This window comes from Brevibacillus sp. FW301-21C12A, assembly GCF_058788915.1.
On record NZ_JBYTBG010000002.1, the window covers coordinates 20,202 to 34,232 of the forward strand.

At 55.1% G+C, this 14,031-nt stretch carries 11 protein-coding genes; 7 read left to right on the plus strand and 4 right to left on the minus strand.

The window, feature by feature from the left end; all coding sequences use genetic code 11:
• Positions 1-62: 62 nt before the first annotated feature.
• Positions 63-2,330: an exo-beta-N-acetylmuramidase NamZ domain-containing protein gene (locus AC3WQH_RS01655; RefSeq protein ID WP_492331880.1), complete on the minus strand. Its 2,268-nt coding sequence runs from the start codon at positions 2,328-2,330 to the stop codon at positions 63-65.
• Positions 2,331-2,608: 278 nt separating this feature from the next.
• Here AC3WQH_RS01655 and AC3WQH_RS01660 point away from each other — a divergent pair, with 278 nt between their 5' ends.
• The 7 genes from AC3WQH_RS01660 to AC3WQH_RS01690 all read left to right on the plus strand — a co-directional run bounded on the left by AC3WQH_RS01660 (position 2,609) and on the right by AC3WQH_RS01690 (position 11,231).
• On the plus strand, positions 2,609-3,403 hold the full coding sequence (locus AC3WQH_RS01660; RefSeq protein ID WP_237716671.1) for a copper amine oxidase N-terminal domain-containing protein: 795 nt from the start codon (positions 2,609-2,611) through the stop codon (positions 3,401-3,403).
• Between the two features lie 64 nt (positions 3,404-3,467).
• Positions 3,468-4,091: a hypothetical protein gene (locus AC3WQH_RS01665; RefSeq protein ID WP_005827951.1), complete on the plus strand. Its 624-nt coding sequence runs from the start codon at positions 3,468-3,470 to the stop codon at positions 4,089-4,091.
• A gap of 117 nt (positions 4,092-4,208) precedes the next feature.
• Complete coding sequence (locus AC3WQH_RS01670) at positions 4,209-7,433, plus strand: AfsR/SARP family transcriptional regulator (protein ID WP_310670600.1); 3,225 nt, start codon at positions 4,209-4,211, stop codon at positions 7,431-7,433.
• A 204-nt stretch (positions 7,434-7,637) separates the two neighbouring features.
• The gene (locus AC3WQH_RS01675; RefSeq protein ID WP_005827954.1) at positions 7,638-8,219 is read left to right on the plus strand and encodes a TetR/AcrR family transcriptional regulator; all 582 of its coding nucleotides are present in this window, start codon (positions 7,638-7,640) and stop codon (positions 8,217-8,219) included.
• 47 nt (positions 8,220-8,266) lie between these two features.
• Entirely contained in the window at positions 8,267-9,457 is a 1,191-nt protein-coding gene (locus tag AC3WQH_RS01680; RefSeq protein WP_005827956.1) for an HlyD family secretion protein, read from the plus strand.
• The gene (locus AC3WQH_RS01685) at positions 9,450-10,625 is read left to right on the plus strand and encodes an ABC transporter permease (protein WP_005827958.1); all 1,176 of its coding nucleotides are present in this window, start codon (positions 9,450-9,452) and stop codon (positions 10,623-10,625) included. The genes AC3WQH_RS01680 and AC3WQH_RS01685 overlap by 8 nt, the downstream gene beginning before the upstream one ends.
• 93 nt (positions 10,626-10,718) lie before the next feature.
• Entirely contained in the window at positions 10,719-11,231 is a 513-nt protein-coding gene (locus AC3WQH_RS01690) for a DUF3907 family protein (RefSeq protein WP_005827960.1), read from the plus strand.
• A 63-nt stretch (positions 11,232-11,294) separates the two neighbouring features.
• On the opposite strand, the gene AC3WQH_RS01695 is transcribed toward AC3WQH_RS01690, so the two are convergent.
• From AC3WQH_RS01695 to AC3WQH_RS01705, 3 genes are all read right to left on the minus strand, one after another.
• Positions 11,295-11,888, minus strand: a complete 594-nt coding sequence (locus AC3WQH_RS01695; RefSeq protein WP_005827962.1) for an NAD(P)H-dependent oxidoreductase — start codon at positions 11,886-11,888, stop codon at positions 11,295-11,297.
• 33 nt (positions 11,889-11,921) lie between these two features.
• Complete coding sequence (locus AC3WQH_RS01700) at positions 11,922-13,325, minus strand: S8 family peptidase (protein ID WP_005827965.1); 1,404 nt, start codon at positions 13,323-13,325, stop codon at positions 11,922-11,924.
• Between the two features lie 71 nt (positions 13,326-13,396).
• Positions 13,397-14,029 carry a trimeric intracellular cation channel family protein gene (locus AC3WQH_RS01705; protein WP_005827967.1) on the minus strand — a complete coding sequence of 211 codons (633 nt, stop codon included), beginning with the start codon at positions 14,027-14,029 and terminating at the stop codon, positions 13,397-13,399.
• Positions 14,030-14,031 lie beyond the last annotated feature (2 nt).

The window sequence follows — 14,031 nt, forward strand, 5'->3', positions numbered from 1 at the left end:
ATAACAGAAAACCCGCCCGATGGCCGGAAGCGTCCGGTTTGTCGAGCGGGTTTTTCCGTGTTCTATTTCACATTGGAGACAGTCGGCCGGTCAGGGCTGATGACTTCGAAGCGGTAGCCTTTTGACTTTAAAAAGGTGATGACTTCCGGAAGTGCTTGCGCTGTTGGCGTTTTGGTGCTTGCGTCGTGCATGAGTACGACAATCTCTTTTTGCGATTTTACTTGCTGCTTGATATTGGCGAGCGTCTGTTGGGCTGTGTATTGATTGCTGCGGGCGTCGCCGTTGGTGACATTCCAGTCGATGAAGATGTAGCCTTTTTTGTTCGCTTCGGCTTTGATGGCACTCATGACTGTTTTTTGCTTGTTGTACCGTTTCGGGTCCTGGTATTTGAGGCTGACCGTGTTGGTGCTGCCGCCCGGGTAGCGGAACAAAACAGGCTTGGTGCCGATCGCTTTTTCTATGAGCTGATTGCCTTTCTCCAGGTCGGCGAAAAAGGCTTCGGTGCTTTTGTAAACGACTTGGTAATCGTGCGAGTACGTATGCCCGCCGATGGCATGGCCTTCCGCGACCGCCCGCTTCAAAATCGCTTCGTTGCCAGGGACGTGTCTGCCTACGATGAAGAAAGTAGCTTTCACCTGGTATTTTTTCAGTGTATCGAGTACGTGCGGCGTCACAGGCGACGGGCCGTCGTCAAACGTCAAATACGCGATTTTTTCCCCTGGCTTCGGCGCTGGTGCAACGGGCGGCTTGGGAGCCGGAGCGGTCGCGCCAGGTGGCTGGGCAGTTCCCGGTTTCGGAGCCGGAGCCGTCGTGCCGGGCGGTTGAGCAGTTCCAGGCTTCGGACTGGGAGCCGTCGTACCCGGAGGCTGAGCAGTTCCAGGTTTCGGAGCCGGAGTAATCGTGCCAGGCGGTTGAGAAGTCCCAGGCTGCGGAGCCGGAGCCATTGTACCGGGCGGCTGAGAAGTTCCAGGCTGCGGAGCTGGGGCCGTTGTACCGGGCGGCTGAGCCATTCCAGGCTGCGGAACCGGAGCCGTCGTGCCGGGCGGCTGAACCGTCCCAGGCTCAGGAGCCGGAGCGGTTGTACCAGGCGGCAGTGTTGCCCCAGGCTGGCTGTGGATCGCCTCAGTCGGAATGAACGGGGCATCGCCATAGATTAAAAAGCTTTTACGCAGCTCCGTAAATTTGCCCAAGGCTTCTGCATAAGAGTCAACGATTTCTTGCGGGCTTTTGCCTTGCGCAAGCAGTGGGCCGATCTTGCTTGTGCCCATCACATGCTCGAACAGCGTCTTTTCCTTGTCAGTGCCAAGCGGTACGGGAAACGGCTGGAGCTGTCGCGCATAGGCAAGGGCGTACATCCCGGTTTTCACAGGATTGAAGCTGCGCGGATCGTAAATGTGCAGCCGGACGCCGCCCGCTTTCTCCTTTTTCTCCGGGAGAAAAATCACGCCAGGCAACAGGCTGCCGTTCATGAGATCGGCGTATTTCACGGAATCGATGCCTTCTGCGCCAACCCAAGTAAAATGGTCTGCCTGGGTAACAGGGGTGCCTTCGCCGAGTCCTGTCGCCATGTAACCGTAGACAGAAGCGAGGTCAGGCAAATGCGGGGAGCCCGGAACCCAGCTCAGCCCGGTCTCCTGATAGAGCATGGTGCGGGTGTAGCCTTGCATCGGGACGACGTACAGATCCGCGCCAATGGAACGGTTGAAAAACAAGGCAATCTCGCCGATGGTCATTCCGTGGGCCAAAGGCAGCTCGTCGACGCCGATAAAGGACTCATACGGCTTTTCCAACACGGGTCCTTCCACGATGGTGCCGCCGAGCGGGTTGGGCCGGTCGAGCACGATGACTTGCTTTCCCTGCTCCTTTGCCGCCGTCATGGCGTATTTCAGCGTCGATATGTAGGTGTACGTCCGGGAGCCAATGTCTTGCAGATCGACGAGAAGGGTGTCAAAATGCTCCAGCATTTCCGCTGTCGGCTGGCGGGTCGAGCCGTACAAGCCGTAGACCGGAATGCCGTAAACCGGATGGAGGAAGATCTCCGGCTGGTTCCCCACCTGTGCCTTGCCATCCAGCCCGTACTCGGGAGCGAACAAAGCTGTGAGGGTAACGGAGCGGTCACGACGCAAAAGGTCAATGGTGCTCATTCCTTGACTGTTGACGCCTGTTTGGTTCGTAATCAGCCCGACTTTTTTTCCTTCGATCAAATAATGGAATCGGTCGAACAGTACATCGCTTCCCAATTGAACGGCAGCGGTGTTGGCGGAGCTGCCTCCGGGGGGAATCATGGTCAAGATCAGTGCCAGGATAAGAAAAGGAATAAACTTTTTCATCATCATTGCCTCTTTCGAAGAAAAATACAGTCGTTTCTTGTTCATTGTAACGGTTTTTGTCAGGAGTATGGTTGTATTTTTGTAACAATTTGAAATTAGGTCTAAAGATAGAGGAATATCGTATTTATTGACGATTTCCAGTTGGTTTCTGCTTGTCCAATCGGGTTACTTCCTTCTACAATGACAGTACGATCTTGGTAGGCTATTTGCAGGAATGGCTTGAAACCGCTCCAAGCCTATAGTAGATTAAGAATCGTGTGAATCTTATTGGAAACGGAGTGGACATTTTGCTGAAAAAACTCGCATCATTCGTGCTGGCAATTGCCCTGGTGCCTATGGCAACATTTTCTGCCGCGGCAGCTCCTGCCCCTGCGCAGACTGCCGTCAAGGTGGAGTACAATAAAAAAGCGATTGTATTCCCCGATCAAAAGCCTTTGATCCGCGACAGCCGGACACTGGTACCGATTCGTCCCATCGCGGAAACGTTGGGCTTTAAAGTCGACTGGAACGAGAAAACGAGAACCGTAACGATCGACAAAGGCAACGACAACATCCGCCTGGTCGTCACGCAAAAAATTGCCAAGAAAAATGGACAAACCATCAATCTGGACGTGCCTGCGCAAATCGTCAACCAGCGCACCGTCGTGCCTGTTCGCTTTATTGCCGAGGCACTGAGCTACAAGGTTGATTGGGACCCGGCTACGCAAACGGTTTTGATTGCGGATCAGGCTGTTGCCAATCCAAATGGGACAGAAGAAAAGCCGCAGGAACAAACAAAGCCGACGGAAGAGGGCAAAAAGCAGGATACGGTGAGTCTGATCGACAAGGAGAGCGTCGTAGGCCAATTTTTTACTTTCTCGCCAATGGGGATATACAAAGTAGCAGGTAAGGTAGACCCTAAAGCAACGGTTATCGTCGATTTGGAAGGAACTTCCTATTCTGTTGATGTGAAATCAGACGGAACATTTGAATTTTATCAAACTACACACGATGGCATTCGCAATTTCACCGTGAAGGCAGAATTGGACGGTAAACAGGATACATTTGAAGGCGAATTGCAAAGTGCAAACTAAGCCAGCCACTTCCTGAGTAAGAACACCTCCCGCGCACAAACTATGCGCAAGGAGGTGTTTTTTGTTGAAGCGAATTGGTTTTGGCCTATACGCGTCCATTCTGCTTGCCGGTCTGTTGACGGGCTGCTCGCCAAACAAAGAACAAGGCACCGAAGATCGCAACGGAAACCAGGCCAAATTCGAAGCGTACGGCATCAACTATCGCAATGACAACGTCGGGATGGACAAAGGACCCGCAGCGATGATTAGCCAAAAAATGGTTCATAACCGCGAGCCGCACCTCGTCGCCTATCTGGAGCGGCATGCGGAGAAGGTGCCGGGCGTAGTCGATATCAAGGTGCTCGCGTACAAGGACAATCTGCTGGTCGGTGTTTTGCCAGTGGATACGCCCAAGCCGGATGAAGTCAATCCGCGGCCGTCGATCCCCTATACACCGGGAAAAATTATCCGCAACGACAACGGGCATACAGATGCGCTGCAAAAGCGCGTGGTAGACCGAATGCGCAGCAGGCTGCAGACGGAGTCGCGCTTCAATCTGATGTACGTGTCCACCAACAGGGCGATTTACGATCGCATATCCGATTTGCACCAGCGCATCCTTCGCGGCGAGGAAGTCAGCAACGAGGAGTTCCAGGTGCTGCTCAATGACATCGGCTATACGGTCAAGGGGTACAATCTCGTCGATTGACAAAAGACCACCTGGATGCCCGGGTGGGCTTTTTGTCGAGCGGGGCTTGCGGCAGGAGTTTTGCAAGAAATGGGGAAATAGTCTGGAAGAGTAGGTGAACGGCAAGGAGTGCAACCGATGAGTCAATTCCAGGTACCCATTTCCAAAATAACTCTTCCTTCGCAAAAGCCGTATGTGCTGAGGCGTCCTGCGCTGGCGCGGAAACTGCGGCTTCTCGCGCATGCACAGCTCTGTCTCATCCACGCGGGGGCGGGTTACGGCAAAACGACATCGTTTGCGACGTTTTTGCACGATGAAGCGCGCCGTGCCTCTTGGTATTTCATCACGGAGGAAGACGCGGCCGTCGCTGATTTTTTGTGGTGTCTCACGGAGAGTGTCCGCCGGGTCGTACCTGACTTCGGACAGACGCTGCGGGAGCTGCTGCAGCGGCAAGCGCAGCACAGTGCCTCATCTGAGCAAGAACGGGAACAGGCGACAGACGGCGAGCGGCTCGCGGACTTGTTTGCCCAGGAGTGCGCGCAGCTTCCGGACGATTTCGTGATCGTCCTCGACAACTACCACCGGATTGCCAGCGGCAGTGCGGCCGACTGCTTCGTTTCCCAATTGGTTGAGCTGTTGCCGCATAAAGTCAAACTGGCGATCTTGACCCGCGTTCGTCCTAACTGGACACAACTGGAGCTGCTCACGGCGCGTGGCGAATGCCTGGAGCTTGCGACAGACGACCTGGCGTTTACGCTGGAAGAGAGCGAAGCTTTTTACTCGGATCAGTACGATATCGCCCTGACAGACGACGAGTGGAAGCAAGTAGACGAGGTCACGCGTGGCTGGGTGATCGCACTGCGCTCGATCGGTGAAAAAATTGCGAGGGGGTTCAAGCTGGCCGACAGCCTGCACGAGCTGTCCCGGCTGCTGCATGTACTGGAAGCGGACGTGTGGATGGGGCTTGACGGGAACATACAGCAGTTTTTGATGGAGGCCGCGGCACTTGAGGCGTTTACCCGCGAAGACTGTCTGCAAGTACTGGGCGCAGGGGCAGAGGAAAAACTGCAGGAGGCGAGACGCAGCAACCTGTTTTTGCATGTAGATGAACGGGGCATGTACTTTTTCCATCCGCTGTTTCAGCGGTTGTTGTCGAGCAAGCTCGCGTCGCGCCAGGACATTTACCGACGGGTCAACCAGGGAGCGGCCGTCTGGTACCGCCGCAAAGGCGAAGAGGAGCGAGCATTTGAGCGTTTGCGCCTGATTGAGCAGTGGGATGTGCTCGGCGCGTGGCTTTGTCTCGCTGCGGAGCGGTTTTTGAGCGCAGGCGTGCTGGACGGGCTGTACAAATGGCTGGCGCTTGTGCCGGATTCGATCAAAGCGCAGGAGCATTGGCTCTGGTTTTACCAGGGAGAGGTGGAGCGATACCGCTGCCTGTACGCCAAGGCGTTTGCCTCCTATGAGCAGTTTCTCGCCTTTTGCGAGGAAAAGCACGATCAGATCGGCCTGTGCCGCGGGCTGGAAGGCAAAGCGAGAGTCCACCTCGACAGCGTGCAGGGCGTCAAGGCGGAGGAGTTGCTCAAGCGGGCGATCCAGCTTCTGCCGCCGCAAGAGCAGGAGAGCGAAATGGCGCCAAGGCTGTATCGCTTGCTGGCGGAGATTTATACGAACCGCGGCGACTCCAGGCAGGCAGCGGCTTGGTATGAAAAAAGCCAGGAGCTGGAGCAGCAGACAGAGGTAGAGCTGGAGTCGCGGCTGCTGTTTCGCACAGGTCGGCTGCAGTCGTCCATCCAGCTTTTGGAGAACAAATGGCAGTTGGAGCAGACCCGGCATCCGACCTTGACGCGCTCGTATCGGGAAACGTCGCTGCTGCTGTCCTTTGTCTATGCGTTAAACGGCGAGTGGGAGCGCGGCTTCGAGGCGGCAGAGACGGCTATTCAGCTCGGGCGTGCGGCGCATTCCCCGTTCGTGGAGGCGAATGGCTACGTCCGCAAAGCGCACGCGGCGCTCATCAGCCAGGGGCTGCCTGCCGAGGAAATTCGCCAGCTCTACGAAAAAGGCTTGCAAATGATGGAGGAGTTGCAGTCGACGCGCGGAAAGTCCGAGACGCTACTCGGGCTGACGCTGTTTCACGCCAGTCAAAAGGCGCTCGACCAGGCGCTGTTGTACGGCAGGCGAGGCATCCACGAGACGGAGGCGATGCGCGATGACTGGCTGGGCAGTCTGGTGCGCATGGCAATCGGCATCGCCTATGCCAAATACGGCAAGGACAGCGAGGCGCTGGAGACGTTTCGCGATTGCTCGGAGCGGCTGAGTCATTGCGGAGACAGCTACCACGTGGCGATTTGCCAACTGTGGCAGAGCTTTCTTGCGTACCGCAGCAAGCAGTGGGAGCTGTTCGTCCCCGCCGTGACCCAGGCGCTGTCGCTGATGCAGACCGGGGAGTACTCTTTTTTGCTGCAACGCCCGACTTTGCTCACTCCGTACGACGTGCAGCAGTTGATGCCGATTTTGTTGGAAGCGGAGCGGCGCAAAGTGTCGCCGGACTACGTTTCACAACTGCTAAACGATCTCGGCCTGCAAAATGTCACGTTTCACCCGGGCTATACGTTGCGCATCCAGACGTTGGGGGCGTTTCGCGTCTGGCTGGGAGAGCGCGAACTGAGTGAAAAGGCATGGCAGCGCGGAACCGCCAAGCTGCTGTTCCAGTTGCTGTTGACCAAGCGCCATCACCTGCTGGCCCGCGAAGAGATCATGCATCGCCTGTGGCCGGACAGCGTCGAGGAAGCGGCGATTCGCGACTTCAAGGTCGCGCTTAACGCCTTGAACAAAGCGTTGGAGCCAGATCGGGCGGCGCGGACCGACACCTTTTTTATCCAGCGCCACGGCAGCTCCTACGGCTTCAACCTCGCGTCGGGGTATCACCTCGATGTGGAAGAATTTGAAAAGCTGGTCACATTGGGTTTGGCCGAGCAGGACGAGCGCCAGGCTGCGCTTTTGCTGGAAAAAGGGCTGGGCTACTACTTGGGCGAGTACATGCCGGAGTGTCGCTATGAGGAATGGTGCGTGGAAGAACGGGAGCGACTTCAGGCGCTGTTTTTGCGGGGCGCAGAAAGGCTGGCGAAAATCAGGCTGGAGCAGCGGCAACTGGAAAAGGCGATTCGCTGGTGCGAAGCGATCTTGCGGGTGGACGATTGCTGGGAGGAAGCGTATCGCCTGCTGATGACGGCTTACTACGAGCAAAACAACCGGACGCAGGCTATCCGCTGGTACAAAAAATGCGTGGCCAAGCTGCAGGAACAGCTCGGCGTCGCGCCGATGCCAGCGACAGAGGAGACGTACAACCGCATCCGGGAAAAATGAAAGACCGCGTACAAGCGGTCTTTTTTGCGTGCCCTGCGCCCGACACGGCTTTTCGCCCGTCCTTGCCCAAATGCAGCGGGAGTTTTCCCCGTCAAAAAAGCCGCCAGCGGATGCCGCACAGAGCTATTGACAAAACTAGGAGTGTTCCGTACACTGTTTTTGTACTGACCAGTCAGTTCAATAAAGACAAGGGGGACGGGAGTGATGGCACCATCCAAAAAAGACCAAATTGCCCAAGGAGCGCTGACGGCGTTTGCCCAGTTGGGCTATAGCGAAACCACGATGGACGCGATCGCAGAAATGGCACAGGTAGCGAAAGGAACGCTGTACTACCATTTCTCGACCAAAGAGGAGCTTTTTTTGTACGTGATTGAAAAAGGCGTGAAGATGCTGATTTACCATGTTGACAGTGTGATGCAAAACGAAGAGCTGTCTTTGGAGGATCGCATTTTAAATGTGCTGGATGAGCATCTTCGCTTCTTTTGCGAAAATCGCGAGCTGTGCTTCCTTTTGCTCAGCGTCTTTACGGGCGACGAACAGCGCGATTTGACAGTCGCCAAGTTGTTGACGGGCTATTTTACGATGATGGAAACGTATCTGAAGCAAATGCAGGAGCAAGGCTACATACGCCCGGATATCGAAATCGGAACGCTTGCTTCGGGCCTGTTCGGCATGGTCGGCTTTACGGCCATCCGCAAGCAATATCGCAAGGAACCGTTGGACACGGAAGAAAACAAGTATACGCTGCGCTGCTTTTTGGCAGGCATGCTGCAAGCGAAACAGTGAAACAGCCGTAAGGACCATACAGAAAAGACACAGAGGAGAAATCGACTATGAAAAAACGAGCATGGATCGGGGTGGCCGGTTTTGTGGCCGGAATCGCAGTGTTGGGAACCGTTTTGTTCGCATCCGGCGGAAGCAGTCTGGCCGGGGAAAAATCGACCCAGTTGACAGGCGTCATCGAAGGAACGGAAGTGGACCTGTCCTTTAAAATGGGCGGCTCCATCGAGCAGATCGCCTTTAAAGAAGGCGATGAAGTAAAAGCAGGGCAAGTGGTCGCCACGTTGAACAACGAAGAACTGCTGGCGAAAAAGGAACAGGCAGAAGCGGCCTATCGACTGGCGCAGGTGAAGCTCGAGCAGGCGAAAAAAGGTGTGTCGCTGACAGACAGCTCAAGCAATGCCCAAGTCGATCAGGCGCAGGCGGTAGTCAGTTCGGCCGCGGCCCAGCTTGCGGCGAACAAAAACGGAGCGCGCAGCGAGGAAATCGCCCAGTTGAAAGCGAAGCTGCAAGCAGCGCAAACAGCGAACCAGATCGCGGCTTCGAACCTGGAGCGGATGCAAAAGCTGCTCGCTGAGGGAGCGGTCCCGCAAGTCAAAGTCGAGGAAGCGCAAATGCAGGCGGAAAAAGCCCAGGCAGAGCTGAAGGCCGCTGACGAACAGTTGAAAATGGCTCAGTCCGGCGCACGCCGCGAACAGGTCGATGCCGCGCAGGCTCAGCTTGACCAGGCCAAAGCAGCGTATAAGCAAGCGGTAGCGGCGCGCGGTCAGGTAGGTTTGAAGGAGCTGGATGTGAAATCGGCCGAGGCTGGCGTGCTGCAAGCCAAAGGCGCTCTCGCGGAAATCGAGGCGTATTTGAACAATACGAAGCTGGTCGCGCCGATGGACGGAGTGGTCAAATCCGTTGCCGTGCAAAAAGGCGAGCTGGTAGCGCAAGGCTTTACCGTTCTTACCTTGCAAACGAAATCCGATAACTACGTGAAGCTGTACGTAAACGAATACGCCCTCGGCCAGATCAAAACAGGCGACACGGTCAAACTGTTCGTCCCTGCGCTCAAACGGGAAGTAGAGGCGAAAATTGCTACGATTGCCCCGGCAGCGGATTTTGCCGTCAAAAAGGCAACCCAGGAGCTTGGCGACCGCGACATCCGTTCGTTCCAGGTGAAGCTGCTCGTCTCTGACCCAGAGCTGCGGCCAGGCTTGACGGTCGAGTGGAAGCTCGAAGGAGCTGTTGAAGGTGAGTAATTTCTCCCGGCTCTTCTGGAGCGAATGGCAAAACTTGTTTGCCAACAAAACGATTCGCAATGTGCTGTTTATCGTGCCGATTATATACTTGACGCTGTTCGGCTTTTTGTACAGCGAAAAGAAGGTAATGAACATCCCGACTGTCATGGTAGACGCGGACCAGACAGAGCTGAGCCGCGAGCTGTACCGCGCGTTTGAAGTCGACCAGACGTTCAAGATTACTTCCATCGTCGGAACAGAGGAGGAAGCGATGCGCCTGGTTGACAAAGGCGAGGCGAACATCGCCCTGATTATTCCGGCGGAGCTGGAGAAAAACGTCAAAGCCGGACGGCCCGCAGAAGTTTTGACCGTCATTGACGGCAGCAACATGATGATCTCGAACACCGCTGTCCGCGCCGCGAGCACGGTAGTCAAATCCGTGTCCGCAGGTGCGACGCTGAAAAAAATGGAAGCGAAGGGTAGCTGGGGCGAGGAAGGGAAAAACTTGTTCACCGGGATCGACTACCGCTATCGCGTCTTGTACAATCCGACGTTCAGCTACATGTCCTTCATGGTCTTCGGCTTGACGGGAACGGTGCTGCAGCAAGTGCTGTTCCTCGGGATTGCCTTGTCGGTAGCGCAGCAGAAGGAAGAGGGGACGTGGAAGGAGACGCTTAAGTCGCACAGCTTTTTCGCGATCACGGCAAGCAAGCTGCTGCCGTACTTTTTGGCAGGCACGCTCAATGTGTTTTTAGGCTTCACCCTGCTGCTGAAAGGGTTCGAAATTCCGTACTACGGCAGCACCTTTGACCTGATGCTCGTCGCAACGGCGTTCAACCTGGCGGTGCTCGCCATCGGCTACGCGATTTCCTTTTTCTCCAAAGACCAGTTGCAAGCTACACAGATCGCGATGATGATTGCCGTTCCTTCGTTTATGCTCTCCGGCTTCACCTGGCCGCTCGCTTCGATGCCGACTGCGGTTGCCGCGATTGGTAAATCTTTGCCGTTGACGTACTTCCTCGACGGCGTGCGGGAGATTTTGAGCAAAGGGCATGACCTGTCCTACGTGACGCATGATTTGGCCGTTTTGGGCTTCATGACCCTTTTGGGCCTGTTCTCTGCCTACGTCATATACTTGTTACAGACAAGGAAAAAAAAGGAAGTCGTTGCCGAAACAACAACGGTTTAGCAAGATTTGCAGAAAAGAAACCCTTGTGTTGTAAAGAATCTTTCCTATATACTTACTTAAAAAAGGCAGATTCTTCAACGCAAGGGGGACAATATGTCAGCGACTCATCTGAAGCAATTGTGCGAAGAGACGTACACCAAGTTGAAAAAGGTAAGCATGGAACTGGAGCGTTATCTCAATCAGGTTACCTTGTCTAGTCTTGTATCCGCATCGGGCGACCCGGAAGAATTTGAAACTTATTATCGAGCGTATCTTTCCGATCTGCGCCACCTTTTGGTTTACTGTGAAAATGCGTACGACAGGCTGGGGGTATCCCTGCGCCGAGCACGATTTAACGAGGAGTTTGCCGAAGAAGTTCTGTACCAGGTGTACCACACTTGTGTGAATTACTTCTATTATCCCAAAGGCGAGGTTTATGAGGAAGACGGCCGCTATGCCTACACGGGACAAGACTGTATCATTTTCCGCAAACAAGTAACACCCGAGTTGCAGCAGTTGACCTTGTCCTTGTCCAGAGTGTTTGAGCAAATGCGTGATGAATTGCAATACTACGAAAATGACTATATAGCCAAAAAACGGCTGCATAAAGAACAAGCACAGGTGTAATGACCTGTGCTTGTCGTCTTTTATACAGATAAAAATTTGGCGCAGCCAAGTTTGCTAATCCGGCTACACGCCGAGCGGCTGGCGCGCACTCGCAGCGATTTTCTCGACCTCGGCAAGCATTTGCTCGCGGGCGGCGTTGTCTACGTAAGGGACGGCGGCAAAATTGCGGTAGGTCACATCGTAGCCGATCATGGCGAGCGTGCCGTCCACGATCTGTTTTTTCACCACAGCGTCGAAGCCGCTCGTCTGCATTTCCGCTTCGGACTCCCGGGTTGTCGTAAACACAATCGCCTGTTTGTTTGACAACAGGCCGACGGGGCCATTGGCGTCGTAGCGGAAGGCGAAGTTGTTCGTAAACACCCGGTCGATATAGCCTTTGAGGATCGCAGGAGGCGACCACCACCAGACAGGGTAAATCATCACCAGCAAATCGGCATCGGAAATCAGCTCCTGTTCGGTGGCAACATCTTGCGAGGCTGACCCGTTCGCTACTTTTTGCATGTCTGCCGCATCGAAGACAGGCTGGAATTTCATCTGATACAAGTCGCGCACCCCAAAGTCGATTTGTTGCTGTTGCAAGGAGCGGGTGACGCGGTCGAGAATGGCATGGCAGAAGCTTTCCTTTCCTTCGTGAGCAAAAACAATGCACGCTTTCATCGTCCATCCCTCCGTGGGTTACCGTTTGTATGCTTATTCGAAGCCAAAGCGCAGGCGCATAAAAAATTTGTTCAATAGTCCACCGACCGTATGCTCTGTTTTTTCCGTGCGCGCCGGCTCTGCCGGTTTGATTTGCCGCAGCGTCTGATTGACGTCAATCATGCCGTAGCCGTACAACTGATCGTGTCCGGGGGCGCCGAGGTCTTTGGCCGATTGGCGGATCAGCTCCATGACATCGTGGTTTTTCATGTCAGGATGGACGGAGCGCACCAGCGAGGCGAGCGCTGCGACGTGCGGACAAGCCATGGAAGTACCGGAGAGCGCGGCGTAGTCGCTGTAGATGTACGTGCTAGGAATATCGACGCCGGGAGCGGCGACATCCACGTAATCGCCAAAGTTGGAAAAATCGGCGCGTTCCTTGCGATGGTCGACAGCGGCGACGGCGAGCACTTCTTCATAGGCTGCCGGATAGCTCGGCTGATCGGTGGCGTCGTTTCCGGAAGCCGCGACGAGCACGACGTTTTTTTCATACGCATAGCGGCACGCTTCCTTCAAAGCGGCAGATGACGTGTAGTTGCCGACACTGAGGTTAATCACGTCAGCTCCGTGATCGGTCGCCCAGTAGATGCCTTGGGCGATATCGACAGCCGAGCCGGAGCCGTCCGCGCCGATGGCTTTGATCGGCATCAGCTTGCTGTTCCACGACATCCCGGCGATGCCCTCCTCGTTGTTCGTTTTTGCGGCAATTACGCCAGAGACGTGCGTGCCGTGCCCGTTGTCGTCCTCTGGTCGATTGTTGTCTTCCAGCACGTTGTAGCCTTCTACGAGCTTTCCGGCAAACTCGGGGTGATTGAGGTCAATCCCCGTATCAATGACCGCGACCGTGACGTCACTGCTGCCCTCGCTCACGTCCCAGCTCTGCTCCATGCCGATCAGCGGCAAATTCCACTGGTACTCCGCGTAGTACGTGTCGTTTGGCTTGCGGTTGGGCAAAAGCAGGTAGTTCGGCTCGGCAAACACCGAGTCGGGATGCTCGGCCAGCTTTTTCATTAACTGCTTCGTCGTCAGGCTTTTGGACTTGATGATGATAAATTGCTCAAAATCGCGTTTGATCTTGGCATCCAGCGAACGGACCAACTGGTCAATTTTTTTCTGTTCAGGGCGTGGGGAGAAGCGGACGACCACTTCATGCTCGACATAATGGCTGCGGTCGCGCGGATTGTGGTGGAGCGTCTGTACGTGGCTGCTTTTTTCCAGATCCCTGCGAATGTCTTTGACCTGCTCGATATAGTTGATCCGCGGTATGCTCGCCTCGATGGAAGTGACGCGGGGATGAGGTTCGCGCATTTCCTGCTCGGCATTTTGATGGTGACGATAAGGCAGGACGACCAGACCGACCAAGGCAAGGGCGGCGATAATTGGGGGCAAGACGCGCAAAAAAAACTCACTCCCTCCAGTGCTGATGACTATAGCGTGCACATGGAGAGAGTGATTATGAAGGAAATAGCTTACATTCGGTTGTCAAAAGGGCGAATCGGGACGGGACGAAGCGAGCGGCGTGGCAGCTTCCAGCCTTGATAGACGGAAATCATCCGGCAAACGATGATGGCGGAAAACAGCGTGTACAGCTCGCCGACGGTTGTCGCCCACTTGAGGCCGACAGCCAGCCCGGCGACCATGGCCCAGACCGCATAAATTTCTTCCTTGAACACGAGCGGCTTGCGTCCAGCGAGAACGTCGCGAATGATTCCGCCGCCGATTCCGGTCAAAACCGCTGCGACGATCGTCGCGCTGAGCGGGTAGTTCATTTGTGTGGCGTAGATAGCGCCCTGAATGGCAAAGGCAGAGAGCCCGACTGCGTCAAAAAACATCCCCCAGCGATTCCAGTAGTCAAGGTATTTGTGGGGGAGGACAAAAACGATGAGCATGGAAACGAGTGCGATTGTAAACAGTGTTCCCTGATTCCAAAAAGCGGTCAGCGGGATGCCGAGCAAAATATTGCGCATGATCCCGCCGCCAAATGCTGTGGCCATTCCGAGAACGATTACTCCCAAGATGTCGTATTCTTCCTCCATGGCGATGATCGCGCCGCTAATGACGAACGCTACCGTGCCAACGATGTTAAACCATTCCCAAGACATGT

Bases quoted from the DNA above. Each gene is read 5' to 3' on its own strand.
- AC3WQH_RS01670 (WP_310670600.1), top strand. From the start codon at position 4,209: ATGAGTCAATTCCAGGTACCCATTTCCAAAATAACTCTTCCTTCGCAA.
- AC3WQH_RS01655 (WP_492331880.1), bottom strand. From the start codon at position 2,330: ATGAAAAAGTTTATTCCTTTTCTTATCCTGGCACTGATCTTGACCATG.
- AC3WQH_RS01675 (WP_005827954.1), top strand. From the start codon at position 7,638: ATGGCACCATCCAAAAAAGACCAAATTGCCCAAGGAGCGCTGACGGCG.
- AC3WQH_RS01690 (WP_005827960.1), top strand. From the start codon at position 10,719: ATGTCAGCGACTCATCTGAAGCAATTGTGCGAAGAGACGTACACCAAG.
- AC3WQH_RS01680 (WP_005827956.1), top strand. From the start codon at position 8,267: ATGAAAAAACGAGCATGGATCGGGGTGGCCGGTTTTGTGGCCGGAATC.
- AC3WQH_RS01695 (WP_005827962.1), bottom strand. From the start codon at position 11,888: ATGAAAGCGTGCATTGTTTTTGCTCACGAAGGAAAGGAAAGCTTCTGC.
- AC3WQH_RS01705 (WP_005827967.1), bottom strand. From the start codon at position 14,029: ATGTCTTGGGAATGGTTTAACATCGTTGGCACGGTAGCGTTCGTCATT.